At 72.7% G+C, this 24,490-nt stretch carries 23 protein-coding genes; 4 read left to right on the forward strand and 19 right to left on the reverse strand.

The genetic code is table 11. The annotated features are described in order from the left end of the window. Positions 1–22 precede the first annotated feature (22 nt). From alaS to ACTHLI_RS00100, 4 genes are all read right to left on the reverse strand, one after another. Entirely contained in the window at positions 23–2,680 is a 2,658-nt protein-coding gene (gene alaS / locus ACTHLI_RS00085; protein ID WP_440180556.1) for an alanine--tRNA ligase, read from the reverse strand. Beyond that, positions 2,680–2,853, reverse strand: a complete 174-nt coding sequence (locus ACTHLI_RS00090; protein ID WP_440180557.1) for a hypothetical protein — start codon at positions 2,851–2,853, stop codon at positions 2,680–2,682. The genes alaS and ACTHLI_RS00090 overlap by 1 nt, the downstream gene beginning before the upstream one ends. Before the next feature lie 175 nt (positions 2,854–3,028). Next, positions 3,029–3,658 (reverse strand): 30S ribosomal protein S4, encoded by a 630-nt coding sequence (gene rpsD, locus ACTHLI_RS00095; RefSeq protein ID WP_440180559.1) that lies wholly within the window; start codon positions 3,656–3,658, stop codon positions 3,029–3,031. A 285-nt stretch (positions 3,659–3,943) separates the two neighbouring features. Then, positions 3,944–5,284 carry a replication-associated recombination protein A gene (locus ACTHLI_RS00100; RefSeq protein ID WP_440180560.1) on the reverse strand — a complete coding sequence of 447 codons (1,341 nt, stop codon included), beginning with the start codon at positions 5,282–5,284 and terminating at the stop codon, positions 3,944–3,946. 103 nt (positions 5,285–5,387) lie between these two features. Between ACTHLI_RS00100 and ACTHLI_RS00105 the strand changes: the two genes are divergently transcribed. The 3 genes from ACTHLI_RS00105 (at position 5,388) to ACTHLI_RS00115 (ending at position 8,092) form a co-directional block, all read left to right on the forward strand. Next, positions 5,388–6,155 carry a peptidylprolyl isomerase gene (locus tag ACTHLI_RS00105; protein WP_440180562.1) on the forward strand — a complete coding sequence of 256 codons (768 nt, stop codon included), beginning with the start codon at positions 5,388–5,390 and terminating at the stop codon, positions 6,153–6,155. A gap of 89 nt (positions 6,156–6,244) precedes the next feature. Continuing rightward, positions 6,245–7,474, forward strand: coding sequence for a DUF349 domain-containing protein (locus ACTHLI_RS00110; RefSeq protein ID WP_440180625.1), 1,230 nt, complete (start codon positions 6,245–6,247; stop codon positions 7,472–7,474). 96 nt (positions 7,475–7,570) lie between these two features. Beyond that, positions 7,571–8,092 carry a hypothetical protein gene (locus ACTHLI_RS00115; RefSeq protein WP_440180563.1) on the forward strand — a complete coding sequence of 174 codons (522 nt, stop codon included), beginning with the start codon at positions 7,571–7,573 and terminating at the stop codon, positions 8,090–8,092. Between the two features lie 7 nt (positions 8,093–8,099). Here the strand turns inward: ACTHLI_RS00115 and ACTHLI_RS00120 are convergent, their stop codons facing one another. The 7 genes from ACTHLI_RS00120 to ACTHLI_RS00150 form a co-directional block, all read right to left on the reverse strand. Beyond that, the gene (locus tag ACTHLI_RS00120; RefSeq protein ID WP_440180564.1) at positions 8,100–10,358 is read right to left on the reverse strand and encodes a RelA/SpoT family protein; all 2,259 of its coding nucleotides are present in this window, start codon (positions 10,356–10,358) and stop codon (positions 8,100–8,102) included. Positions 10,359–10,413: 55 nt separating this feature from the next. Beyond that, the gene (gene secF, locus ACTHLI_RS00125) at positions 10,414–11,460 is read right to left on the reverse strand and encodes a protein translocase subunit SecF (RefSeq protein ID WP_440180566.1); all 1,047 of its coding nucleotides are present in this window, start codon (positions 11,458–11,460) and stop codon (positions 10,414–10,416) included. Next, complete coding sequence (gene secD, locus ACTHLI_RS00130) at positions 11,460–13,157, reverse strand: protein translocase subunit SecD (protein WP_440180567.1); 1,698 nt, start codon at positions 13,155–13,157, stop codon at positions 11,460–11,462. Before secD ends, secF begins: the two co-directional genes overlap by 1 nt. Positions 13,158–13,273: 116 nt before the next feature. Next, positions 13,274–13,699: a preprotein translocase subunit YajC gene (gene yajC, locus ACTHLI_RS00135; protein WP_440180569.1), complete on the reverse strand. Its 426-nt coding sequence runs from the start codon at positions 13,697–13,699 to the stop codon at positions 13,274–13,276. Between the two features lie 117 nt (positions 13,700–13,816). Continuing rightward, positions 13,817–14,842 (reverse strand): Holliday junction branch migration DNA helicase RuvB, encoded by a 1,026-nt coding sequence (gene ruvB / locus ACTHLI_RS00140; protein WP_440180571.1) that lies wholly within the window; start codon positions 14,840–14,842, stop codon positions 13,817–13,819. Then, positions 14,839–15,429 carry a Holliday junction branch migration protein RuvA gene (ruvA, locus tag ACTHLI_RS00145; RefSeq protein WP_440180573.1) on the reverse strand — a complete coding sequence of 197 codons (591 nt, stop codon included), beginning with the start codon at positions 15,427–15,429 and terminating at the stop codon, positions 14,839–14,841. The genes ruvB and ruvA overlap by 4 nt, the downstream gene beginning before the upstream one ends. A 91-nt stretch (positions 15,430–15,520) precedes the next feature. Beyond that, positions 15,521–15,808 carry a hypothetical protein gene (locus tag ACTHLI_RS00150; protein ID WP_440180574.1) on the reverse strand — a complete coding sequence of 96 codons (288 nt, stop codon included), beginning with the start codon at positions 15,806–15,808 and terminating at the stop codon, positions 15,521–15,523. Between the two features lie 84 nt (positions 15,809–15,892). On the opposite strand from ACTHLI_RS00150, the gene ACTHLI_RS00155 reads away from it, so the two are divergent. Continuing rightward, positions 15,893–16,942 carry a hypothetical protein gene (locus ACTHLI_RS00155; RefSeq protein ID WP_440180576.1) on the forward strand — a complete coding sequence of 350 codons (1,050 nt, stop codon included), beginning with the start codon at positions 15,893–15,895 and terminating at the stop codon, positions 16,940–16,942. 5 nt (positions 16,943–16,947) lie between these two features. Here ACTHLI_RS00155 and ACTHLI_RS00160 read toward each other — a convergent pair whose 3' ends face one another. From ACTHLI_RS00160 to thrS, 8 genes are all read right to left on the reverse strand, one after another. Further along, on the reverse strand, positions 16,948–17,418 hold the full coding sequence (locus tag ACTHLI_RS00160) for a hypothetical protein (RefSeq protein ID WP_440180577.1): 471 nt from the start codon (positions 17,416–17,418) through the stop codon (positions 16,948–16,950). A 27-nt stretch (positions 17,419–17,445) separates the two neighbouring features. Then, entirely contained in the window at positions 17,446–18,036 is a 591-nt protein-coding gene (ruvC, locus tag ACTHLI_RS00165) for a crossover junction endodeoxyribonuclease RuvC (protein ID WP_440180578.1), read from the reverse strand. A 7-nt stretch (positions 18,037–18,043) separates the two neighbouring features. After that, the gene (locus ACTHLI_RS00170; RefSeq protein ID WP_440180579.1) at positions 18,044–18,808 is read right to left on the reverse strand and encodes a YebC/PmpR family DNA-binding transcriptional regulator; all 765 of its coding nucleotides are present in this window, start codon (positions 18,806–18,808) and stop codon (positions 18,044–18,046) included. A gap of 80 nt (positions 18,809–18,888) precedes the next feature. After that, positions 18,889–20,055, reverse strand: a complete 1,167-nt coding sequence (locus ACTHLI_RS00175) for a glycosyltransferase 87 family protein (protein ID WP_440180581.1) — start codon at positions 20,053–20,055, stop codon at positions 18,889–18,891. Between the two features lie 134 nt (positions 20,056–20,189). Beyond that, a complete protein-coding gene (pdxT, locus tag ACTHLI_RS00180; RefSeq protein ID WP_440180583.1) occupies positions 20,190–20,792 on the reverse strand; it encodes a pyridoxal 5'-phosphate synthase glutaminase subunit PdxT in 603 nt (200 codons plus the stop codon). Then, the gene (gene pdxS / locus ACTHLI_RS00185; RefSeq protein ID WP_440180585.1) at positions 20,786–21,721 is read right to left on the reverse strand and encodes a pyridoxal 5'-phosphate synthase lyase subunit PdxS; all 936 of its coding nucleotides are present in this window, start codon (positions 21,719–21,721) and stop codon (positions 20,786–20,788) included. Before pdxS ends, pdxT begins: the two co-directional genes overlap by 7 nt. Before the next feature lie 164 nt (positions 21,722–21,885). Next, positions 21,886–22,446: an HIT family protein gene (locus ACTHLI_RS00190; RefSeq protein WP_440180586.1), complete on the reverse strand. Its 561-nt coding sequence runs from the start codon at positions 22,444–22,446 to the stop codon at positions 21,886–21,888. Next, positions 22,443–24,482, reverse strand: a complete 2,040-nt coding sequence (thrS, locus tag ACTHLI_RS00195; protein ID WP_440180626.1) for a threonine--tRNA ligase — start codon at positions 24,480–24,482, stop codon at positions 22,443–22,445. Before thrS ends, ACTHLI_RS00190 begins: the two co-directional genes overlap by 4 nt. Between the last annotated feature and the right edge of the window lie 8 nt (positions 24,483–24,490).

Below are 24,490 nucleotides of genomic sequence, written 5' to 3' on the forward strand. Positions count from 1 at the left end.
ACCCCGCTCGCCGCAGCCCCGGTCAGGAGGAGAGCCCCTGCCCGATGGCGGCGAGCGCCGCCTCGATCGCGGTCGCATCGCTGCCGCCGCCCTGCGCGAGGTCGTCGCGGCCACCGCCGCCGCCGCCCAGCACCGTCGCCGCGCGCTTCGCGAGCGCGCCCGCCTTCGCCCCGGCGTCGCGGGCCGCCGCGTTCGTCGCCACGATGACGACGGGTCGCCCGTCGACCGTCGCGGCGAGACCGACCACGGCAGGGGTGACACCGAACCGGTCGCGCACGTCGGTGACGAGCGCCCGGAGGTCGTCGGAGCCGCCGAGGTCCCCGACCTGCTCGAGCACCGCGGTGACCCCGCCGACCGGCTTCGCCTGCGCGACGAGCGCCGGGACGCGCTGCGCGAGCGCCTGCCGCTCGAACTCCGCGATCCGCTTCTCCGCGGCCTTGAGGCTGGCGGCGAGGTCCTGGACACGTTCCGCGATGCGGGCCGGCGGCACCTTCAGGTTCGCGCCGAGCTCCGCGACGAGGGCGCGCTCGGTCGCGAACTGCTTGAACGCCTCCGGCCCGACGAGCGACTCGATCCTGCGGCTGGTCGCGCCGACGCTCGACTCGCCGACGACGTTGATCAGCCCGATCTCGGAGGAGTGGGCGACGTGGATCCCGCCGCACAGCTCCCGCGACCAGGGGCCGCCGATGTCGACCATGCGCACGACGTCGCCGTACTTCTCGCCGAACAGCGCCATCGCGCCCGCGGCCCTGGCCTCGTCGATCGGCAGGACCCTCGTCACGACCTCGAGGTCCTCGTTCACCCTGAGGTTCGCGATGTCCTCGACCTCGCTGCGGGTCTCCGGGCTGAGCGGCGCGTTCCAGCTGAAGTCGAGCCGCATGTAGCCCGCGCGGTTGTAGGAGCCGGCCTGGTGCGCGTCGGGGCCGAGCACCTGGCGCAGCGCCGCGTGGATCAGGTGGGTGGCGGAGTGCGCCTGCGTCGCGCCGCGGCGGTAGAGCGGGTCGACGATCGTCCGCGCCTGGTCCCCGACCGCCACCTCACCTTCGAGCACCTGCACGGTGTGGCTCACGAGCCCCGCGACCGGGCGCTGCACGTCGAGCACCTCGAGGCGGTAGCCGGGACCCGCGATCTCGCCCTGGTCCGCGTCCTGGCCACCCGACTCCGCGTACAGCGTCGTCTCGCTCAGGATGACCTCGGCGATGTCGCCGAGCGAGATCGAGGACACGGCCGCGCCGTCCCGGACCAGGCCGAGGACGGTGCCGTCCGTGACGAGCTCCGTGTAGCCGAGGAACGCGGTCTCGCCCTTCGCACGGAAGTCCGAGTACACCGAGAGGTCGGCGAGCGCCCGCTTCTTGGCCTTGGCGTCCAGCTTCGCCCGGGAGCGCTGCTCCTGCATCAGACGGTCGAACGCCGCGCGGTCGACGGTGAGGCCCGCCTCCTCCGCGACCTCGAGCGTGAGGTCGATGGGGAACCCGTACGTGTCGTGCAGGAGGAACGCCGTGTCGCCCGCGACCTGGGCGGCGCCCGCCGCGCGGGTGCGCGCGATGGCGGTGTCGAGGATGTTCGTGCCCCCGACGAGCGTCTTCAGGAAGCTCTCCTCCTCCGCGTTCGCGATCCGCTGGATGCGGCCGAACTCGGGCAGCAGCTCCGGGTAGGCGTCGCTCATCGCGTCCCGCGAGACCGGGAAGAGCTCGCCGAAGGTCGGGCCGTCGACGCCGAGCAGGCGCATCGCGCGGACCGTGCGGCGCAGCAGGCGCCGGAGGACGTACCCGCGGCCCTCGTTCGACGGCGTGATGCCGTCGAGCATGAGCATCATGGCGCTGCGGACGTGGTCGCTGACGACGCGCATCCGCACGTCGTCCTCGTGCTCCGCGCCGTACGCCTTCCCGCTGAGCCGGGCAGCGGCGTCGATCACCGGGCGGATCTGGTCGATCTCGTAGATGTTCTCGACGCCCTGCTTGATGAACGCGACGCGTTCGAGCCCCATGCCGGTGTCGACGTTCTTGTTCGGCAGCTCGCGGACGACGTCGAAGTCCTCCTTCGACCGGATGTTCGCGATCTCGTACTGCATGAACACGAGGTTCCAGATCTCGACGTACCGGTCGTCGCCGGTGGCCGGACCACCGTCGACGCCGTACGCGGGCCCCCGGTCGAAGAAGATCTCGGAGTCCGGACCGGCCGGGCCGGGCTGGCCGGTCATCCAGTAGTTGTCCGCGTAGCCGAGCCGCTGGATGCGCTCCGCGGGCAGACCGACCTCGTCGCGCCAGATCGCCTCGGCCTCGTCGTCGTCCTGGAACACCGTGACCCAGAGGTCGGCGGGGTCGAAGCCGAACCCGCCGTCCGCCTCCGGGGTCGTGAGCAGCTCCCACGCCCACGCGATCGCGTCGCGCTTGAAGTAGTCGCCGAACGACCAGTTGCCGAGCATCTGGAAGAACGTGCCGTGCCGCGGGGTGCGCCCGACCTCCTCGATGTCGAGGGTGCGGATGCACTTCTGGCTGTCCACGGCGCGCGGGTACGGCGCGGGGACGGTGCCGTTCAGGTACGGGATGAACGGGACCATGCCCGCGACCGTGAACAGGAGGGAGGGGTCGGGTGACACGAGCGAGGCGCTCGGCACGACGGTGTGGCCGCGGTCGGCGAAGAACTGCAGGTACCGACGGCGGATCTCGGCGGTCTGCACTACTCGCCCTCCGCCAGGCGCGCCCGGTACGAGTCGGATACGGCGGCCACGAACTCGTCCGTGACGCCGTTCACCACGGCCAGGACGCGGGCGCCCGTCGGCGTGCGAGACGCGACGTGCGCGAGCGCCGCGCCTGCGAGCAGGCCGACGAGAAAGACGAGCACCTTGCCCATGGCTCCTCCAAGAATCAGCGAGCAAGCCTACCCGGCGCCCGGCCGCCTCCCTCCCGCCGAGGTGTTCGTCGATCCGGGGACTGCGCCCGCTCCCCGGATCAACGAACACCTTCATGCGCGGGAACGACGAAGCGCCCGCCCGGTGGACCGGGCGGGCGCTCGACGGGACGAGAGGTCAGCGGGCGGCGTAGTACTCGACGACGAGCTGGACGTCCGCGGTCACCGGGACCTCGGCGCGCTTCGGGCGGCGGGCCAGCTTGGCCTGCAGCTTGTCGAGCTCGACCTCGAGGTAGCCGGGGACCTTCGGGAGCACCTCGGCGTGACCGCCGGCGGCCGCGACCTGGAACGGCTCGAGCTGCTCGCTCTTGGCCTTGACGTGGATCGTCTGGCCCGGCTTCACGCGGAAGGAGGGGCGGTCCACGAGCTTGCCGTCGACGAGGATGTGGCGGTGCACGACTGCCTGGCGGGCCTGCGCCGTCGTGCGGGCGAACCCGGCACGGAGCACGAGCGCGTCGAGACGCATCTCGAGGAGCTCGACCAGGTTCTCACCGGTCAGGCCCTGGGTGCGGCGCGCCTCGTTGAAGACGATGCGGAGCTGCTTCTCACGCAGGCCGTACTGGGCGCGCAGCCGCTGCTTCTCACGCAGGCGGACGGCGTAGTCGCTGTCGGCCTTGCGCTTCGTGCGGCCGTGCTCGCCCGGCGCGTAGGGACGCTTCTCCAGGTAGCGGGCGGCCTTCGGGGTGAGCGCGACGCCCAGCGCGCGCGAGAGCTTGACCTTGCCGCGGGTGCGGGCCTTGGTGGACATGCGGTTCCTTTACGGATTCGAGATCGGAGCCGCCCGCGCACAGCGCGGACGGAAGTCGTCGCGAGGGATCGGCCGTGCGAGGACCAGCCGGCTACAGGCTGCGGTCCCCTCGCGGATCCCGAGGTCGCAGCCGCACGACGATCGGGCCCGTTCCAGGCCGCCGACAAGGATAGCAGGAGGCGGGGCGCTCGTCGCAGCCGTCCCGCGCCTCCCTCCCGAGCACGTCGGCAGGCTCCTCGCCCTTCGGCAGGCTCCGGGCGCCCGCTGCGGCCTGCTCGAGCGGGATCAGCCTGCCGAGGTGCTCCCCTCGCCGCGCACGCGCGTGCGGAGGCGGTCGACGCGCGCGGAGGTCTCCCGCTCGAAGCCGTTGCCGGTGGGGAGGTAGTAGTCGCGGCCCACGAGCTCGTCGGGCGGGTACTGCTGCTCCACGACGCCGTGCTCGCCGTCATGGGCGTACCGGTACCCCTTGCCGTGCCCCAGCCGCTTCGCGCCCGGGTAGTGGGCGTCCCGGAGGTGCACGGGCACCCGCCCGATCCGGCCCGCGCGCACGTCCGCGAGCGCCGCGTCGATCGCGAGGTACGAGGCGTTCGACTTCGGCGCGAGCGCCAGGTAGACCACCGCCTCCGCGAGCGGGATCCGCCCCTCCGGCATGCCGATGAACTGCACCGCGTCGGCGGCGGCGACCGCGAGCGGCAGCGCCTGGGGATCGGCCATGCCGATGTCCTCGGCCGCGAGCACGATGATGCGCCTGGCGATGAACCGCGGGTCCTCCCCCGCCTCGATCATCCTGGCCAGGTAGTGCACGGCCGCATCGACGTCGCTGCCCCGCACGGACTTGATGAAGGCGCTGATCACGTCGTAGTGCTCGTCGCCGTCCCGGTCGTAGCGGAGCAGCGCGCGGTCCACGGCCTGCGCGACGAGCTCCTCCGTGATCAGGGGCTGCTCGTCGTCGCCGTCGTCGGCGAGGGTCGCGGAGGCCTCCAGCGCGGTGAGCGCCCGACGCGCATCGCCGGAGGCGAGCCGCACGAGGGCCGCCCGGGCCGCCTGGTCGAGCCGGTACCGGTCGGCGAGGCCGCGCGGGTCGGCGACGGCTCGGTCGACGAGTACCCCGAGGTCCTCCTCCGCGAGGGGCTGGAGCGTGAGCAGCAGCGAGCGCGACAGCAGGGGCGCGATGATCGAGAAGGACGGGTTCTCGGTCGTCGCGGCGATGAGCGTCACCCAGCCGTTCTCGACGCCGGGCAGCAGCGCGTCCTGCTGCGCCTTCGAGAACCGGTGGATCTCGTCGAGGAACAGGACGGTGGAGAGGCCGTACAGGTCCGCCTGCTCCCGCGCCTTCTCCATCACCGCCCGGACGTCGCGCACCCCGGCGGTGACGGCGGACAGCTCGACGAAGCGGCGCCCGGAGCTCGCGGCGACCGCCTGCGCGAGCGTGGTCTTGCCGGTGCCCGGCGGTCCCCAGAGGATCACCGAGACGGCGCCGCTCGTGCCGTCGGGCGACGCGAGCCTGCGCAGCGGCGAACCGGGCCTGAGCAGGTGCGCCTGCCCGGCCACGTCGTCGAGCGATGTGGGGCGCATCCGCACCGCGAGCGGCACCGGCCCCTGCCTGAGCGCGGTCCTCGCCTCCATGCGCGCCACCCTATGCATCCGGGCGGACAGCCCGTGCCGCGGGGAGCCCATCCCGCCGCTCTCCTACGATCGGGTGTCGCCGAACGGCGGGAGGGAGGCGGGCGTGGCGAATCGCAGCGCGCGGGAGAAGGCGGAGCGGGAGGCACGCAAGCGCGCGCGGTCCTACTCGATCCGGCAGCAGGTCCACGAGCTGCGCGGTCGCCGCCGGCGCCGGGACGACGTCGTTGCGGTGATCGCGTTCGTGCTGATCGTGGGGCTCGCCACAACCGCGCAGGTCGGGTTCTTCACGCTCGGCCCCGGTGCACCGAAGCCGTCGCCCAGCGCCTCCGCGTCGCCCACCCCGACCCCGACCCGCACGGTCGCCCCGAAGTCCCTCTCCGAGAACCGGACATGGACCGGCACGATGGCGATCGACTCGGTCAAGCTCGGCGTCTCGCTGAACGGGAAGAAGGCACCTCAGGCGGTCGCGAACTTCATCGACCTCGCCGAGACCGGCTTCTACACGGGGCTCACCTGCCACCGGCTGACCACGGCGGTCATCTACGTGCTCCAGTGCGGCGATCCGAACGGGGACGGCAGCGGCGGCCCCGGCTACACGTTCGGGCCGCTCGAGAACGTGCCGAAGGACGGCGTCTACCCGGCGGGCACGATCGCGATGGCCCGCGGCACCGCGACCGACAGCCAGGGCAGCCAGTTCTTCATCGTCTACAAGGACTCGAAGCTGCCGGCGCCCGGCTACACCGTCTTCGGCACGGTGACGAGCGGCCTGTCCGCCCTGAAGTCGACGATCACGAGCAAGGGCACCGCCAACGGATCGACGGACGGCAAGCCCAAGGTGACGGCGACGCTCGGCCCCATCCTCGTCAAGTGACGGCGTCGTCCGCCGCTCCGCCGGGTGCAGTACCCTCGGGCACCGAGGTGAGCGCTGTGACCACGCCCGAGACCGGACCGGCGGCCGAGGTGGCCGAGTCTTCGACGCGCCCATGGGGCCGAGTGGACGAGCACGGAGTCGTGTTCGTCCGGGACGGCGACGAGGAGCGCCAGGTCGGCGAGTACCCCGACGCCGAACCGGCGGAGGCGATCGCCTACTACGAGCGCAAGTACCAGGACCTCGCGAGCCAGGTCGCGCTGCTCGAGCAGCGCGCCAGGCGCGGGGCCCCGCCCGCCGAGGTCGCCCGTGCGGTGCACCGGCTCGCGGAGACGCTCGAGGCGCCCGCCGCGGTCGGCGACCTGCAGGCGCTGCGGGATCGGGTGGCCGCCCTGTCCGGCACGGTCGAGGACCTCACCGCGCAGCGCTCGGAGGAGCACCGCGCGCAGGTCGAGCAGGCCCGCGCGGAGCGGGTCGCGATCGTCGAGGAGATCGAGGCACTCGCCTCCCGCGACCCCGCGACCGTGCAGTGGAAGGCGACCGGGCAGACCGTCGACGCGCTGTTCGCACGCTGGCAGGAGGCGCAGCGCACGGGTGCGCGCCTGCCGAAGAGCGAGGCGAACGACCTGTGGAAGCGCTTCCGCGACGCGCGGTCCACGATCGACGGCCAGCGCCGCGCGTACTTCGCCGAGCTCGACGCGACGCAGAGCGCCGCGCGCGAGGAGAAGGAGCGGATCGTCGAGCGCGCCGAGGCCCTCGCCGGGTCGGGCGGCGACGCGATCGGCGCCTACCGCTCGCTGCTCGAGGACTGGAAGCGCGCGGGCCGCGCAGGCAAGCGGGTCGACGACGCGCTCTGGGCCCGGTTCCGCGCCGCGGGCGACGCCCTCTACGCCGCGAAGGCGCAGGTGCAGGCCGAGCAGGACGCGGAGTACGGCGGCAACCTCGAGGCGAAGCTCGCGCTGCTGACGGAGGCGGAACCGCTGCTGCAGTCCACCGATGCGCAGTCGGCGCGGAGCCGGCTCACGTCGATCCAGCGCCGCTGGGATGCCGCCGGCCGCGTGCCGCGCGACCAGGTCCGGCACGTCGAGGACCGGCTGCGCAAGGTGGAGCAGCACGTCGCGTCGCTCGAGCAGGAGCACTGGCGGCGCACGAACCCGGAGACGAAGGCGCGTTCGGAGGGGCTCGCCTCCCAGCTCACCGCTGCGATCGCGAAGCTCGAGGACGAGCTCGCGGACGCGCGGGCGTCGGGCGACGCGAAGCGCATCAAGGATGCGGAGGAGGCGTTGAACGCCCGCCGCATCTGGCTCGACGCGATCGGCTGACCCTCCCTCCACAGGCGGGATTCTCCACAGCGGCCGGCTGCTGCACCCGCGACCGGACGGCATCCGACGACACTCGTCGCCGTGCGATGCGGTCCCGTGCTCGATCTCCAGCAGCTGCCCGCCACGGAGCGCTCGGTGCTCCGGCTGGACGGCGACGCCGTCCCGCTCGGGCTGACCGACGTGCCCGTCGGCACCCCGGTCGGGCCGGTCGTGCGCGCCGCCTCCCTCGCGCCCGCCACAGGCCGTCACGACCTGGTCGTCGAGCTCGCGAGCGCGGCATGGGTGCACGGAGCCGTCGCGGCGCTGCCGCAGCCGCTGCACCTCGCCGTGGCGGTCGGCCAGGGCAGGCGCGTCGCCCTCCGCTCCCCCGGAGCGCGGGAGGTGCGGTTCCGGCCGTCCGATCTGGTGCGGCAGGGCGGGGTGCTGGTGACGACGCCCCTGCGCACCGCGTTCGACCTGGTCCGGCTGGAGCCCGGGCCCGCGTCGGACGAGGTCGCCGCCGCGCTGCTGCGCATCGCCGGCCTGACGCCGGGCATCGCCGCGGGGCTGGCGCAGCTGTTCGTCCGCTGCCCGCACAAGCAGCGGGCGATCGACCGGCTCGCCGCGCTCCCCGGCTGAGCGACCGTCAGCCCGCGGACACCCGGTACACGTCGTACACGGCCTCGATGCGGCGCACCGCGTTCAGCACCCGGTCGAGGTGCGTGGTGTCGCCCATCTCGAACACGAACCGGCTGAGCGCGAGGCGGTCGGAGGAGGTCGACACGGTCGCCGAGAGGATGTTCACGTGGTGCTCGGACAGCACCCGGGTCACGTCGGAGAGCAGCCCCGACCGGTCGAGCGCCTCGACCTGGATCTGCACGAGGAACACGCTCTTCGAGGTCGGCGCCCACTCGACCTCGACCATGCGCTCGGGCTCCTGCCGCAGCGCGGTGACGTTGTTGCAGTCCGACCGGTGCACCGAGACGCCCGAGCCGCGGGTGACGAAGCCGAGGATCTCGTCGCCCGGCACCGGGGTGCAGCACTTCGCGAGCTTGACCAGGATGTCCGGCGCCCCCCGCACGAGCACGCCGGAGTCGCTCGAGCGCATCGCGCGCTGCCGACCGGTCGTCGGCGCCTCGAACTCCGGCTCGTCCGCCTCCTGCGTGTCCTGCAGCTGGGCGAGGACGCGCTCGATGATCGACTGCGTCGAGACGTGGCCCTCGCCGACCGCGGCGTAGAGCGCGGAGACGTCCTCGTAGCGCATCGACGTCGCGATCCCGACGAGCACGTCCTGGCTCATCAGCTTGGTGAGCGGCAGGTTCTGCTTGCGCATCGCCCGCGCGATGGCGTCCTTGCCCTGCTCGATCGCCTCGTCGCGCCGCTCCTTGGTGAACCACTGGCGGATCTTCGTGCGCGCCCTCGGGCTGCGGACGAACTGCAGCCAGTCCTTCGAGGGGCCCGAGTCCGGGTTCTTCGACGTGAAGACCTCGACCACGTCGCCGGACGCGAGCTGCGACTCCAGCGGCACGAGCCGCCCGTTCACCTTCGCCCCCATGGTGCGGTGGCCGACGTCGGTGTGCACGGCGTACGCGAAGTCGACCGGGGTGGCGCCGGCGGGCAGGCCGATGACCTTCCCCTTCGGGGTGAAGACGTAGACCTCCTTCGCCCCGATCTCGAAGCGCAGTCCCTCCAGGAACTCCTGCGGGTCGGCCGTCTCGCTCTCCCAGTCGGAGAGGTGCGCGAGCCACGCCATGTCCTCGTCGCCGGTCGTCATCGGCCCGGTGGACCGGCCGGCGACCTGCTCCTTGTACTTCCAGTGCGCGGCGACGCCGAACTCCGCCCGCTGGTGCATCTCGTGCGTGCGGATCTGGATCTCGACCGGCCGCCCCTCCGGCCCGAGCACCGTGGTGTGCAGGGACTGGTAGAGGTTGAACTTCGGCGTCGCGATGTAGTCCTTGAACCGCCCGGGCACCGGCGTCCAGCGGGCGTGGATCGAGCCCAGCACCGCGTAGCAGTCCCGCACCGAGTCGACGAGCACCCGGATGCCGGTGAGGTCGTAGATCTCGTCGAACTCGCGACCCCGCACGATCATCTTCTGGTAGATCGAGTAGTACTGCTTCGGCCGGCCGACGACCTTGCCCTTGATGCGGGCGGCCTTCAGGTCCTCCGTGACCCGGTCGATGACCTGCGCGACGAACTCCTCGCGCATGGGCGTGCGTCTGCGGACGAGCGACTCGATCTCGAGGTACAGCTTCGGGTAGAGCACCGCGAACGACAGGTCCTCGAGCTCCAGCTTGATCGTCTGGATCCCGAGGCGGTGCGCGAGCGGCGCGTAGATCTCGAGGGTCTCCTTCGCCTTCCGCTGCGCGCTCTCCGCGGGCACGAAGCCCCAGGTCCTGGCGTTGTGGAGGCGGTCGGCCAGCTTGATGATGAGGACCCTGAGGTCCTTCGACATCGCGATGACCATCTTCCTGACGGTCTCGGCCTGCGCGGAGTCCCCGTACTTCAGCTTGTCGAGCTTCGTGACGCCGTCCACGAGCAGGGCGACCTCGTCGCCGAAGTCGGCACGCAGCTCGTCGAGGGTGTAGTCGGTGTCCTCGACCGTGTCGTGGAGGAGGGCGGCCGCGACACCGCGCGGGCCGATGCCCAGCTCGGCGAGGATCTGCGAGACGGCGACGGGATGGGTGATGTAGGGCTCTCCGCTCTTGCGCTGCTGCCCGCGGTGGGCGCGTTCGGCGGTCGTGTACGCGCGCTCGATGACCGCGGTGTCGGCGCGAGGGTGGTGCTGCCGCACCGTGCGGATCAGGGTGTCGACCGCGTCGATCGGCTGCGACCGAGAGAACAGCCTCGGCACGCGCCGCCGGAGCGACGCGGTGGTCGGCGCCGCGTCCCGCGTCTCGGTCACTGGCCACCTCCCGTGTCGAGGAGGCTAACAGTCGCGCGAGCGCCGGACTTCCCGGTCAGACGCCGACCTGCCCTGGCGCTGACGCGGTGCGGCGACCCGCGAGCACCCGGCGCGCCTGCAGCTTGATGGCGGGCTCGGTGGCCCGCAGGTCCGTGTACAGCGGCGCCGCGACGAAGATCGTCGAGTACGTGCCGACGATGATGCCGATGAAGAGCGCGAGCGAGATGTCCCGCAGCGTGCCCGCCCCGAGCAGGGTCGTGCCGATGAACAGGATCGAGGCGATCGGCAGCAGGCCGACGACGGACGTGTTGATCGACCGCACGAGCGTCTGGTTGACCGCGAGGTTCACCGTCTCGGCGAACGTCCGCGTGGACCGCTCGCTGAGGCGCGAGGTGTTCTCGCGGATCTTGTCGAAGACCACCACGGTGTCGTACAGCGAGTAGCCGAGGATCGTGAGGAAGCCGATGACGGCGGCCGGCGTGATCTCGAAGCCCACGATGCCGTAGACGCCTGCGGTGATGATCAGGTCGTGGAGCAGGGACACGAGCCCGGCGACGGACATCTTCCAGGTGCGGAAGTACACGGCCATGACGATCGCGACGAGCACCAGGAAGATGATCAGGCCGCGGATCGCACCGCCCGAGATGTCGGCGCCCCAGGTCGGGCCGATGAACGACTGGCTCACATCGCTCGACGGGACGCCGTAGGCCTTGGCGAGGGCCGCGGAGACCGCGTCGGACTTCTGCGTGCCCCCTCCGGTCGGGTCGAGCTGGGTCGTCTGCACCCGCACGTCCTTGCCGCCCACGACCGCGACGAGCGGCGTCACCGACGGGCCGGTCACGGACTGGACCGCGTCGATCGCGATGCTGTCGTCGGACAGGTTCTTCGTCGAGTTCGAGATCGTGAACTGCGAGCCGCCGGTGAACTCGATGCCGAAGCGGAACCCGTGCCCGAACGCGGGCAGCACCAGGAGCGGCAGCACGAGCGAGAGGAGCACGGCGATGCCGGACACCAGGTACCAGATCCGGCGCCGCTTGATGAAGTCGATCGACCGCGCCCCGGTGTAGAGGTCGTTGCCGAACCGCGTGAGTCCGCCGGGCATCAGTCGCGTCCCTTCCGGTCGTCGCCGAGCTCGGCGGCCTTGCGTTCGGCGATCGTCTGGCGGCGCTGTGCCTCACCGGAGGCGCGCACGGCCCGCCCGGCCAGCACCGGCTCCCGGAACTGCCCGCGACCGCGGTAGACGGCCCCGAGGGCGCGGGGGTCGAGCCCCGAGAAGGCGTGGCCGTCGGCGAAGAACGGCCGCCTGGCCAGCAGCTGCAGCACGGGGTGGGTGAACAGGGTGACGACGAGCACGTCGATGAGCGTCGACAGGCCGAGCGTCAGGGCGAAGCCCTGGACGTCGCCCACCGCGAGGATGAACAGCACCGATGCCGCGAGCAGGTTCACGGCGTCGGAGGCGAGGATCGTCCGGCGGGCGCGCCGCCAGCCCTGCTCGACGGCGCCCTCGAGGCTCCGGCCCTCCCGCAGCTCGTCGCGGATCCGCTCGAAGTAGACGATGAACGAGTCCGCCGTGATGCCGATCGACACGATGATGCCCGTCACGCCGGCGAGCGAGAGCCGGTAGCCCTCCCGCCAGGACAGGAAGTCGAGCACGATCAGCGTGAGCACGGCCGAGGTGCCGAGGCTCGCGAGCACGACGGACGCGAGCGCCCGGTACTGGAACACCGCGTACACGAACACGAGGATCAGGCCGATCAGGCCCGCGATGAGCCCCGCGATCAGCTGCGAGGACCCGAGCGTCGCCGAGATGGTGTTCTGGCTCTGCACCGCGAAGTTGACGGGGAGTGCGCCGAACTTCAGCTGGTCGGCGAGGGCCTTCGCGCTCGCGTCGGTGAAGTTGCCCGAGATCGTGGCCTTGCCGTTCGTGATCGCGGCGTTCATCGTCGGCGCCTCGATGACCTTGCCGTCGAGCAGGATCGCGAACTGGTTGCGCACCCCGGTGAGCGCCACGAGCCGCTCGGAGATGGCCGCGAACTCGGTGGTGCCCTTGCTGTTGAAGCTGAGGTTCACGACCCACTCGCCGGTGGTCGCGCCCTGCGTCGTCGTCTGGAGGCCGGCCTGCGCTCCGGAGATGTCGGTGCCGGGCACCTCCACCGGGCCGAGCAGGTACTTCACGGACCCGTCCGTCGAGCAGGTGACGAGCGGCTTCGACGGATCGGCCTTGCTCGGCTGGTTGTCGGCCGCGCAGTTGTAGTTGTCGTAGAGGTTCTGCAGGTACGGCGTGACCTGCGCGAGATCGCTGCCGTTCGTCGGCGAGGCGCTCGGGGTGTTCGCGAGCGACGCGGGCGGCGTGTACGGCGCACCGCCCTTGCCCGCCGACGAGGTCGGCGCGGCGTCGGTGAGGAGCACGGCGCGGAAGTCCATGCGGGCCGCCTGGCGGACGCTGTTGATCGTCGCCTGCGACGGCGTGCCGGGCAGGGACACCACGATGTTGCCGCCCGACGCGGTGGAGATCTGCGCGTCCGGGCTCCCGCCCGCGGCGGCGCGCTGGCGGATGATCGAGACCGACTGCTGCAGCTGCGCGTTCGTCGCGTCCGCCCCGCTGTTCTGCGTGGCGTGCAGGATGATCTGCGTCCCGCCCTCGAGGTCGAGCCCGAGCTTCGGCAGCAGGGACTGCGCCTTCACCGCGAAGGTCGACCCCGGTGCCGTCCAGACGCCCACGAAGTTCAGCGCGATCCCGGCCAGGATCACGACCACGAGGCCGGTGAGCGCACGCCGGGCGTGTCGCTTCGGAGTCACGGTGCTCGGCACGGAGGCCTTTCGGTCGGGACGGTCGGGGTGCTGCCGGGGACTCGGCCCTTCGGCGGCACGAGCCCGCACCCCTCAGCGGGGAGCGGGCCGAGCCATGGTACGGGTTACTCCCCCGACCCCTTCGCGGCACCGCCGCCGGAGCGTCGCGTCGCGTCCTCGTCCGACTGCTTCGCCGGCTCGACGCGCTCGCCGAACGCCGGGTCCGCGCCGGCGTCCTCGAGCACGACCGGCTCGCCGTTCAGCGACGTGCCGTCCTCGGCGACGGGCGTGACGATGCGGCTGATGGCCTGCCGGTGCACGGTCAGCTCCGAGGTCGGGCCGGTCTGCAGCGTGATGCGGTTCTCCGCCTCGTCGATCGCCGTGATCCTGCCGAAGATGCCCGACGCGGTCATGATCTCCGCACCCGGCTTGAGGCCCGAGGTCATCGAGGCGGCGTCGCGCTGGCGCTTGCGGCCGTTGCGGAACATCAGGCCGATGACGATCAGGATGATGACGCCGAAGAAGAGCAGCTGCGCGGTGTTCGGGTTCATGCGGGAAGCCTTTCGGATGGGTCGGCCGGCGATGCACGGGCCGGCCTCCGCCGCCGTCCGCGGCGGTCCTGCGCGGCGCCGCGGCGGAGGATCCTCCGCCCGGTGCTCAGCCCGGCATCATACCGGCTCGTCGAACAGGGGCTGCGTTCCCGGGACCTTCGGCACCCTGCCCGTGCGCCGCCAGGCGGTCGCGGTGGCGACCCGACCGCGGGGCGTCCTGGTCAGGAGCCCCATCCGCACGAGGAACGGCTCGACGACCGAGGCGATCGTGTCCTGCTCCTCCCCCACGCTCGCCGCGAGCGTGCTGAGGCCGACCGGGCCGCCGTCGAACCGCTCGAGGATCGCGTCGAGCACCGCCCGGTCCAGCCGGTCGAGGCCGTCCTGGTCGACGTCGTACAGGGCGAGCGCGGCCTGCACCGCCTCGTGATCCGCGATCCCGCCGTGGACCAGCGCCCAGTCCCGCACCCGGCGCAGGAGCCGGTTCGCGATGCGCGGTGTGCCGCGGCTGCGGCTTGCGATCTCCCGCAGCGCCGGCGGCTTCACCTCGAGCTCGAGCATCGTGGCCGCCCGGAGGAGCACCTGCTCGAGCTCGTGGGTGGCGTAGAACTCGAGGTTCGCGGTGAAGCCGAACCGGTCGCGCAGCGGGTTCGGCAGCAGCCCGGATCGCGTCGTGGCGCCGACGAGGGTGAACGGCGCGAGGTCGAGCGGGATCGACGTCGCGCCGGCGCCCTTGCCGACCATGATGTCGATGCGGAAGTCCTCCATCGCGAGGTAGAGCATCTCCTCGGCGCTCCTGGCCATCCGGTGGATCTCGTCGATGAAGAGCACCTCGCCGGGGGTGAGCGACGACAGGACCGCCGCCAGGTCGCCCGCGTGCTGGATGGCGGGGCCGCTCGACATCCGCAGCGGCCTGCTCGACTCCTCGGCGACGATCATCGCGAGCGTGGTCTTGCCGAGCCCCGGCGGCCCCGCGAGCAGGATGTGGTCGGGCGTCCGGTTCTGCATCGCGGCGGCCTGGAGCAGCACCTCGAGCTGTTTGCGGACGTTGGCCTGGCCGACGAACTCGGTGAGCGTGCGCGGGCGCAGCGCACCTTCGAAGGCCAGCTCCGCGTCGGACTGCGGCACCGGGTCGACGGCGCTCATCGGACCGCCTGCGGACCGAGCAGGGCGAGGGCCGCGCGGAGGAGGACCGCCGTCTGCCGTTCGTCCGGCCGCTCCGCGAGGACGTCGTCGAGCGCGGACTGCGCCGCCCGCTCCTGGTAGCCGAGCCCGACGAGCGCGACGAGCACGTCGGCACCGCGGGCGACGGGTCGAGGTGCCGACGTCCGCACCGCGACGAGCTTGCCGGTCAGCGAGACGACGATCAGCTTCGCGGTCTTCGGGCCGATGCCCGACACGCGCCGGAACACCGCGTCCTCGTCGTTCGCGACGGCGGCGGCGATCTCCTCGGGGGTGAGGGCGGCGAGCACCCCCATCGCGGACTTGGGGCCGACCCCGGTGACGCCGCGGAGCAGGTCGAACACGGCGAGGCGCTCCCGATCGGGGAAGCCGAACAGGGACATGTCGTCCTCGCGCACCACCATCGCGGTGTGCACGAGCACCTCCTCCCCCGGCCGTACGGCGAGCGCGTGGTCGGGCGTCACGGTCACGGCGTAGCCGACACCGTGCACGTCGACGACGAGGGTCGTCCCGAGCGCCTCGAGCACGGTCCCGCGGAGCGACGCGATCATGCGGTCGAGGCTAGGCGACCCGTCCGACGCCGCCGGCGCGACCCACGGGCGACGTCGAACACGGCTTCGATCGGCCGCTGCGCGGGGCGCCTCAGACGAGCAGCCACCTCGTGCCCGCCTGCCGCCGCAGCGCGACCGCCAGGATCTCCGCGTGCGCGCCGGCGCCGTCCGCCGCGACCGGGGCGATCTGCTTCGCGATCTCGTCGTCGGAGGCCGTGAACCGGACCGTCGCCTCCGCGCGTCCCTGCCGGACCCCGACCGACTTCGCCTCGACCGTCGTCAGCTCCTCCACCGCACCGGCCGCCGCGGGCAGCACCGCTTGCGCGTTGCCGCCCGGATGGACGCGCCCGACCGTGAGGACGACCCGGTACGACGGCATGACGACGCTCCCCTCCGGCGCCCCGCGCGCCGTCCTCCCATTCTGCGGTCGCATCATGGGGTGCTCGCGCGGAGGGGGTCCGACATGGACGCGGCACGATCGAGCCGGACGAGGGAGCGGACGCTCGCGTCCGCGGTACGGGAGGGTCCGCTGCCGGTCGGCGAGGCCCTGCGCTTCGCGATCGGTGCGGCCGACGCCGTCGCCCGCGCGCACGCTCGCGGGGACGCGTTCGGGGGCCTCGACCCTGAGCGCCTCGTGCTGCTCCCCGGCGGCGTGGTGCGGATCGCGGATGAGCCGGTCGCACGGGACGGGGTCACGGCCCCCGCCGGCGCGCGAGCGGCCGACCTGCACGCCCTCGGCGCGGTGCTCGCCCTCGCGCTCGGCTCGCCGGACGGCGGAGCCGTGCCGGCGCGTCTCGCCGAGCTCCTCCGGGTCGCCGAGACGCGGGCGGTCCCCGCCGCGGCGCTCGCGGCGGCGCTCCGCGACCTCGAGCACGCTCCTCCGGGCGGCGCGGCGCCGCCGGAGCGTGGGATCGGCTCCCGCTGGCCCGGTCCGCTCGCCGTCGTCCCGCCAGCCGCGCGCCGGGCCGCGGGGACGGCCGTCGCCGTGCTCAGCGGAGCGACGACGGCCGGGATCGTCCTGCTCCTCGCCGGCGTGCCGGGCGGCCCCGGCTGGGCGCCCACGGGCACCGGACCGCACCCCACCGCCCAGGCCGCGGCTCCGGAGCTGCCGGCGCGATCCGACCGGCTCCTGCCGACCCCGACCCCGTCGCTGCGGGACACCCCGCCCGCATCCGCGTCGCCCACCGCCGTCCCGAGCGCAGCGGCCGTGCCGTCGCGCGCGCCGGCCCGCTCCGTCCCGGTCCCGACGCGGGCCGCGGCTCCGGTGCCCGACCCGTCGACGACCCACCGGACGTCCGGCGCCCGCCCCGCGCCCGCCAGGACCCCGGCCCCGAGCAGGACGCCCGCCCCGACGAGCAGCGCGGGCGGCAGCGCGCCGTCGGCGAGCGCAACCCCGGTCCCCACCGCGCCGCGCACGAGCGCGCCGTCGACGAGCCCCACCGCCGCGCCCGCACCGCGGACGACCCGCGGGGTCACGCCGACCGCCGCGCCCTCGGCGTCCCCGCGCGGCTGAAGCGCTCAGGCGCAGGCGCCGAACTGGTCGATCTCCCCCGATCCGCACACCGTGTGGTGCCACCGGCCGTCGAAGCGGTCGCCCGTCGCGTCCTCGAACACCTCGATCCCGTGGATGCCGGGCCCGGTCCGGAAGTAGCGGATCACCCGGTCGCCCTCGGTCGTCGTCGACACGACGATCAGCTCGCGCCCCTCGGTCGGCGTCGCCGAGAGGCAGGCGACCCGGTCGGCGGGCAGCGCCTCGCCCCGGCCGAGATCGATCCGCCCGCAGGATCGGAACGGGGGCCGGTCCCGGAACGCCTGCGGGGCCTGCACGGAGGCCATCGAGCTCGCGATCACGCCGGCGGCGGGTGCGGGAGCCGCGGTCGGCGTCGGCGATCCGACCACGAACGCGGCGACCGCGACCGCCGACCCGGCGACGACCGCCACCGCGAGCAGCGCGCCGAGCACGGCGAGCGTCCTGCGGATGACCGACATCCGCGCACTGTAGAGCGTGTCTCCTGGTCAGCGCCAGTTTTGTCGGCCAGCTGCGCGATGGCCGCCTGCCCGGGCGGACGCCTCCGCCTGCTGCCAGGCCCGCTGCGCGGGGGTGGTCGCGGCCCCGCCTCGGGCAGGCGCGACCGGGCCCTGCCGCCACGCGTGGCACACGGCGATCGCGATCGCGTCGGCGGCGTCGGCCGGTCTCGGCGCCTCCGCGAGCCCGAGCAGCCGGGTCACCATGGTGGTCACCTGGCGCTTGTCCGCGTTGCCGTACCCGGTCACCGCGGCCTTCACCTCGCTCGGCGTGTGCAGGCCGATCGGCAGGCCGCGCTCCGCCGCGAGGTGCAGCGCGACCCCGCTGATCTGCGCCACGCCCATCACGCTCTGCAGGTTGGCCTGCGCGAACACGCGCTCGATCGCGAACGCGTCAGGACGGTGCTGGTCGAGCAGCGCCTGCAGCCCTCGCGCGATGTGCAGGAGGCGCAGCTCCAGCGCCTGATCGGCCGGGGTGCGCAGCACGGACACGTGCACGAGCCGCGCGGTGCGGTCCGGTGCGACGTCGACGACGCCGACGCCGCACCTGGTCAGTCCCGGGTCGACGCCGAGGACCCGCACGCGAGGACTACTCGTCCTCGTCGAGCGCCGAGGACACGTCCTCCGAGAAGTCGAAGTTCGCGAACACGTTCTGCACGTCGTCGCTCTCCTCGAGCGCGTCGACGAGCCGCAGGATCTTCTTCGCCACGTCGACGTCGTCGATCTCGATGGTGACGCCGGGCACGAACTCGCTGTCCGCCGACTCGTAGTCGATGCCGGCGCCCTGCAGCGCGGTGCGGGCGGCGACCAGGTCGCTCGGCTCCGTGACGACCTCGAACTCCTCGCCGTGGTCGGCCACGTCCTCGACGCCCGCGTCGAGCACGGCACCCAGCACGTCGTCCTCCGTGACGCCGTCCGTCTTCGCGACCCGGATGACGCCCTTGCGGCTGAAGTTGTACGCGACCGAGCCGGGGTCGGCCATCGTGCCGCCGTTGCGGCTCATCGCGGTGCGGACCTCGGCCGCGGCGCGGTTGCGGTTGTCGGTGAGGCACTCGATCAGCAGGGCCACGCCGCTCGGGCCGTAGCCCTCGTACATGATCGTGTCGTAGTTGATCGTCTCGCCGGTGAGGCCCGCTCCGCGCTTGATCGCGCGGTCGATGTTGTCGTTCGGGACCGAGGTCTTCTTCGCCTTCTGCACGGCGTCGACGAGCGTCGGGTTGCCGGAGAGGTCGGCGCCGCCCATCTTGGCCGCGACCTCGATGTTCTTGATCAGCTTCGCGAAGGACTTCGCGCGACGGGCGTCCTTGACCGCCTTCTGATGCTTGGTGGTCGCCCACTTGGAGTGTCCGGACATCTGCACCTCCTCGAGTGTTCGTCCCACGGATTCGGGGATCGATTGTAGAGGTGCGGCCGCGGTGCCCGGACGGGCGCGCGTCAGCCGGGGACGGAGACGACGCGCTCCGACCGCGACGAGGCGGTCGACGCACCGACCCGCACCGCAGACCTGCGGCGCGGCCCCGCGATCGCCAGCACGCCGAGCAGGCCGAGCGTGACGACCCGGATGACCGCCTGCGTCAGGTCCTGGAACGGGAACACGTACGGCGGCAGCTCGAGGCCGAGCAGCGCCAGCGAAGCGGCGACCGGCACCACGGCGGTCAGGTCGAGCAGACAGCCGCCCAGCACGGCGCCCGCGGCGTAGTAGAGGTGGGCGCCGGGATCGAGCAGGAGGCGCGTGACCACCACGAGCAGGAGCGTCGACTCCGGCCTGCCGCGCCGTGCGGCGAGCGCGACGGCACCGGCCCCCAGCAGGATCTGGGCGGGCCGGCACCACGCCGGCGTGCGCGCATCGGCGAGACCGAGCAGGCGGATGGTCGCGGTCGGATCCACCGCGATGGTGAAGCGGAGCGCGCGCACCCAGTGGGGGTCGATGAAGAACGGCACCCAGACCGCTGCGACGACGAGCACGACCACGCTCGCCGCCGGCAGCCAGCGGCGCCGCGGCGCCATGAGCAGCACGAAGGCGAGCGGCGCGATCCACGGCTTGCAGTCCACGGCCAGCCCGATCAGGAGGGCCGCGCGCAGCACGGCCCCGTCGTGCAGCAGGCGCAGCGCGAGCACGCCTCCCAGCAGCGCGAGCACGTCGTCCGCGTGTCCGTACCGGACGGCGAGCTCGGTCCAGGCGGCCATGGTGATCACGGCCCCGGCGAACCAGCGCCGGTCGCCGAACCGATCGGAGGGGCGCAGCAGCCCGCGCGCCGCGAGGACCGCGAGGAGGCCGGCGCCCTGCATCATCACTGCTGCCGCGATGGTCCCGGCGGGGTGCGGCAGCAGGACGAACGGCGCGCTCAGCACGAACGCGAGCGGCCCCATCTGGAGCTCGGGATGCATGGCGAAGAGGCTGAGCGGCTGCGGACCCAGGATCGTGTGGACGCCGCGGACGATGTAGAACCACGAGCTCATCGACCGGCTGTCGGCCGCGCCCTGCACGCCGATCAGCAGCACCGACCAGATCGCGAGCCAGAGCGCGGGTCGGCGCAGCAGGACACCCCAGACGGCATCGACCGCCCGGCCCGCGCCCGAGCGCACGATCCGCTGCACCACGCGATCATGCTCTCCCGGCACCGGATCCACGCAATCGCAGCATGACTGCCATCGCAACGGGCGCGACGGCGCCCTGCCCATCCGCCGTCTCCGGTGCGATCGAGCAGGTCGGCGGGGGCGCCGGCGCTCCCTGCTCAGAGGAGCGAGAGGAGGTGCTCGTGGAAGCGGGTGTCGCCCGTGATCTCCGGGTGGAACGCGGTGCCGAGCAGGTTGCCCTGCCGCACCGCGACGACGCGGCCGCTCGCGCCCTCCGGTGCACCGTCGAGCGTCGCGAGCGCCTCCGCGGCCGGCCCGACCGCTTCGACGACGGGTGCGCGGATGAACGCGGCGTGCACGGGAGGACCGCCGAACAGCGGGACCGCGAGGTCGGTCTCGAACGAGTCGAGCTGGTTCCCGAACGCGTTCCGGCGCACCGTCACGTCGAGGCCGCCCAGCGTCTGCTGGTCGGGCAGGGCGTCCAGCACCCGGTCGGCCAGCATGATCAGGCCCGCGCACGTGCCGTAGACCGGCATGCCCGCGGCGATCCGCGCCCTGAGCGGGTCCCGGAGCCCGAAGGCGCGCGAGAGCTTGTCCATCACCGTCGACTCGCCGCCCGGGATCACGAGGCCGGCCACGAGGTCGAGCTCGCGCTCCCGCCGGACGGGCACGGCGTCCGCGCCGAGGCCCGCGAGCACCGCGAGGTGCTCCCGGAAGTCGCCCTGCAGGGCGAGGACGCCGACGCGCGGGCCGGTCACCAACCGCGCTCGGCGAGCCGGTGCGGCGCGGGCACGTCGGCGACGTTGATCCCGACCATCGCCTCGCCGAGCCCCCGGGAGGCGTTCGCGATCTCCTCCGGGTCGTCGAAGAAGGTCGTCGCCTTCACGATCGCGGCCGCGCGCTTGGCGGGGTCGCCCGACTTGAAGATGCCGGAGCCGACGAACACACCGTCCGCGCCGAGCTGCATCATCATCGCCGCGTCCGCCGGGGTCGCGACACCGCCCGCCGTGAAGAGGACGACCGGGAGCTTGCCGAGGCGCGCGACCTCCGCGACCAGCTCGTAGGGGGCCTGCAGCTCCTTCGCCGCGACGTACAGCTCGTCGGGCGACTTCGCCGTGAGGGCCGCGATCTCGCCCCGGATGGTGCGGATGTGCCTGGTCGCCTCGGAGACGTCGCCGGTGCCGGCCTCGCCCTTCGAGCGGATCATCGCGGCGCCCTCGGTGATGCGCCTGAGCGCCTCCCCGAGGTTCGTCGCCCCGCACACGAACGGCACGGTGAACGGCCACTTGTCGATGTGGTTGACGTAGTCGGCCGGCGAGAGCACCTCGGACTCGTCGATGTAGTCGACGCCGAGGTGCTGCAGCACCTGCGCCTCGACGAAGTGCCCGATCCGGGCCTTCGCCATCACCGGGATCGACACCGCGTCAACGATGTCGGCGATCAGGTCGGGGTCGCTCATGCGCGCGACGCCGCCCTGCGCGCGGATGTCGGCCGGCACCCGCTCGAGCGCCATCACCGCGACCGCGCCGGCGTCCTCGGCGACCTTCGCCTGCTCGGCGGTGACCACGTCCATGATCACGCCGCCCTTGAGCATCTCGGCGAGACCGCGCTTCACTCGGGCGGTCCCGGTGCCGGGACCTGCGGAGTCGCCGCTGCCGGAGGCGGTGGAGGGGGTGAGCGTGTCGGTCATGGGGTGCGTCCTAACCACTGGAAGTCAGTCATCAAGCGTACGACCCGTCGGCACCCTTCGCGGATCCGGAGAAACCCGGCGACGCGCCGACGCTCGGGGCATCGAGTCGGCGTGTCGCGGAGGAACTCCGGAACCGCGGACGATCTCCGGATCCGCGAACACGGTCAGGAGGTGGGCCAGGCCTCGCTGAGGGAGCGCCAGGTTTCCCCGAGGAGCACCGGGAGCGCCTTCGTGCCGCCGATGATCGGGAAGAAGTTCGCGTCGGCTGCCCACCTCGGCACGATGTGCTGGTGCAGGTGGCCGGCCACGCCCGCGCCGGCGACGGCCCCCTGGTTCATCCCGATGTTGAACCCGTCGCACCGCGAGTCGTCGCGCAGCACCCGCATCGCCGTCTGCGTCAGCGACGCGATCTCCGCGGTCTCCTCCTCCGTCGCGTCGTCGTACATGGCGACGTGCCGGTACGGGCACACGAGGAGGTGGCCGGAGTTGTACGGGAAGAGGTTGAGCAGCACGTAGGCGTGCTCACCGCGGTGCACGATGAGCGCGTCCTCGTCGCTGCGCGCGGGCGCATCGCAGAACGGGCAGGAGCCGTCCGGCGACGACCCGGCCGCCGGCCCGGTGTGGTTGGTCGCGATGTAGGCCATCCGGTGCGGCACCCACAGGCGCTGGTAGGCGTCGGGGACGCCGGTGGCGCCGCCCGCGTCGACCTCCGCGTCCTCGGTCACATCGCGCCCGCGGCCGCGGCGTCCGCGCCGTCCGGCTCGAGGTCGTCGGCCGTCGACACCTGCAGGTGACCGCGGATCGCCTCCGTGATCAGGGTGATCGCCTCGTCGACGGGCACGCCGTTGCGGGTCGTGCCGTCCCGGAAGCGGAAGCTGATCGCGCCCGCGTCCCGGTCCTGCTCCCCCGCGATGAGCAGGAACGGCACGTGCTGCAGCGTGTGCGTGCGGATCTTCTTCTGCATGCGGTCGTCGGAGGCGTCGAGCTCGACGCGGACGCCTGCGGACGCCAGTCGGGCCAGCACCCCCTCCAGGTAGGGCAGGTACTCGTCGGCGACCGGGATGCCGACCGCCTGGACGGGCGAGAGCCACACCGGGAACGCGCCCGCGTAGTGCTCGAGCAGGATCGCGAAGAACCGCTCGATGGAGCCGAACAGGGCGCGGTGGATCATGATCGGCCGCTTCCGCGTGCCGTCCCGGTCGGTGTACTCGAGCTCGAACCGCTCCGGCAGGTTCACGTCCACCTGCACGGTCGACAGCTGCCAGGTGCGCCCGATGGCGTCGCGGGTCTTCAGGTCGATCTTCGGGCCGTAGAACGCCGCCTCACCCGGGATCTCCGTGAGCTTCAGCCCGCTCGCGGCGGCCACGTTGCGGAGGGCGTTCGTCGAGTAGTCCCAGAACTCGTCCGAACCGATCCACTTCGACTTCTCGTCGTCGCGGAGGGAGAGCTCGAGCTCGAAGTCGTCGAGGCCGAAGTCGCGGAGCATCGAGATCACGAACTCGAGGACCTTCGTCGCCTCCGCCTCGAGCTGGTCGGGCGTGACGAACAGGTGCGAGTCGTCCTGCGTGAACCCGCGCACGCGGGTGAGCCCGTGCAGGGCGCCGGACAGCTCGTTGCGGTAGACCGTGCCGTTCTCCGCGAGGCGCATCGGCAGGTCGCGGTAGCTGTGCGCCCGCGCCTTGTAGACGAGGATGTGCATCGGGCAGTTCATCGGCTTCAGGTAGTAGTCGGTGCCCTGCTTCACGACCTCGCCCGCCGCGTCGACCTCCTCGTCCATCACGATCGGCGGGAACATGCCCTCCCGGTACGTGACGAGGTGGTTCGACTGGAGGAAGAGGTCCTCCTTCGCGATGTGCGGCGTGTAGACGTAGGTGTACCCGGCTTCGACGTGACGCCGTCTGGCGTGCTGCTCCATCTCCTGGCGGACGATGCCGCCCTTCGGGTGGAACACGGCGAGGCCCGACCCGATCTCGTCGGGGAAGCTGAACAGGTCGAGCTCGGCGCCGAGCTTGCGGTGGTCGCGCTTCGCGGCCTCCTCGATGCGGTGCTGGTACTCGCGCAGCTCGTCCTTCGAGGGCCAGGCGGTGCCGTAGATGCGCTGCAGCTGCGGGTTCTTCTCACTGCCGCGCCAGTAGGCGGCGGCGACGCGGGTGAGCGCCCAGCCGTTGCGGATCAGGCCGGTGTTCGGCAGGTGCGGACCGCGGCAGAGGTCCTGCCAGACCACCTCGCCGCTCGAGCGGTCGACGTTGGCGTAGACGGTGAGCTCGCCGCTGCCGACCTCCACGGACTCCTCCGACGACGCGGCGGTGCCGCCCTTCAGGCCGATGAGCTCGAGCTTGTACGGCTCGTCCGCGAACAGCTCGCGGGCCTCCTCCTCCGTCACCACCCGGCGCTGGAAGCGCTGACCCGCGCGCTGGATGCGCTCCATCTCCTTCGTCAGCGCCTTCAGGTCCTCCGGGGTGAAATGCCGGGCGACGTCGAAGTCGTAGTAGAACCCGTCGGTGATCGGCGGCCCGATGCCGAGCCGGGCCTCGGGGTTGATGCGCTGCACGGCCTGCGCGAGCACGTGCGCGGTGGAGTGCCGGAGGATCGCCAGCCCGTCCGGCGACCCGATGGGGACCGGCTCGACGTGGGCGCCGCCCGGCAGGGGCCGGTCGAGGTCCCACAGGGCGCCGTCGACCCGCGCGGCGATGATCTCGCGGTCCTCGCCGAAGAGCGTCCGTCCCGTCGTCACCTGCGGCCCTTCGCCCTGCGGGACGATGCTGGGGT

Origin of the sequence: Amnibacterium sp. (assembly GCF_051956055.1) — a bacterium.
Taxonomy (GTDB): domain Bacteria; phylum Actinomycetota; class Actinomycetes; order Actinomycetales; family Microbacteriaceae; genus Amnibacterium.

What these genes read in the sequence shown, in the direction of transcription:
- ACTHLI_RS00090 (WP_440180557.1), bottom strand. Translation starts at nt 2,853, where the DNA reads ATGGGCAAGGTGCTCGTCTTTCTCGTCGGCCTGCTCGCAGGCGCGGCG.
- rpsD (WP_440180559.1), bottom strand. Translation starts at nt 3,658, where the DNA reads ATGTCCACCAAGGCCCGCACCCGCGGCAAGGTCAAGCTCTCGCGCGCG.
- ACTHLI_RS00100 (WP_440180560.1), bottom strand. Translation starts at nt 5,284, where the DNA reads ATGGAGGCGAGGACCGCGCTCAGGCAGGGGCCGGTGCCGCTCGCGGTG.
- secF (WP_440180566.1), bottom strand. Translation starts at nt 11,460, where the DNA reads ATGCCCGGCGGACTCACGCGGTTCGGCAACGACCTCTACACCGGGGCG.
- yajC (WP_440180569.1), bottom strand. Translation starts at nt 13,699, where the DNA reads ATGAACCCGAACACCGCGCAGCTGCTCTTCTTCGGCGTCATCATCCTG.
- ruvB (WP_440180571.1), bottom strand. Translation starts at nt 14,842, where the DNA reads ATGAGCGCCGTCGACCCGGTGCCGCAGTCCGACGCGGAGCTGGCCTTC.
- ruvA (WP_440180573.1), bottom strand. Translation starts at nt 15,429, where the DNA reads ATGATCGCGTCGCTCCGCGGGACCGTGCTCGAGGCGCTCGGGACGACC.
- ACTHLI_RS00150 (WP_440180574.1), bottom strand. Translation starts at nt 15,808, where the DNA reads ATGCCGTCGTACCGGGTCGTCCTCACGGTCGGGCGCGTCCATCCGGGC.
- ACTHLI_RS00155 (WP_440180576.1), top strand. Translation starts at nt 15,893, where the DNA reads ATGGACGCGGCACGATCGAGCCGGACGAGGGAGCGGACGCTCGCGTCC.
- ACTHLI_RS00160 (WP_440180577.1), bottom strand. Translation starts at nt 17,418, where the DNA reads ATGTCGGTCATCCGCAGGACGCTCGCCGTGCTCGGCGCGCTGCTCGCG.
- ACTHLI_RS00170 (WP_440180579.1), bottom strand. Translation starts at nt 18,808, where the DNA reads ATGTCCGGACACTCCAAGTGGGCGACCACCAAGCATCAGAAGGCGGTC.
- pdxS (WP_440180585.1), bottom strand. Translation starts at nt 21,721, where the DNA reads ATGACCGACACGCTCACCCCCTCCACCGCCTCCGGCAGCGGCGACTCC.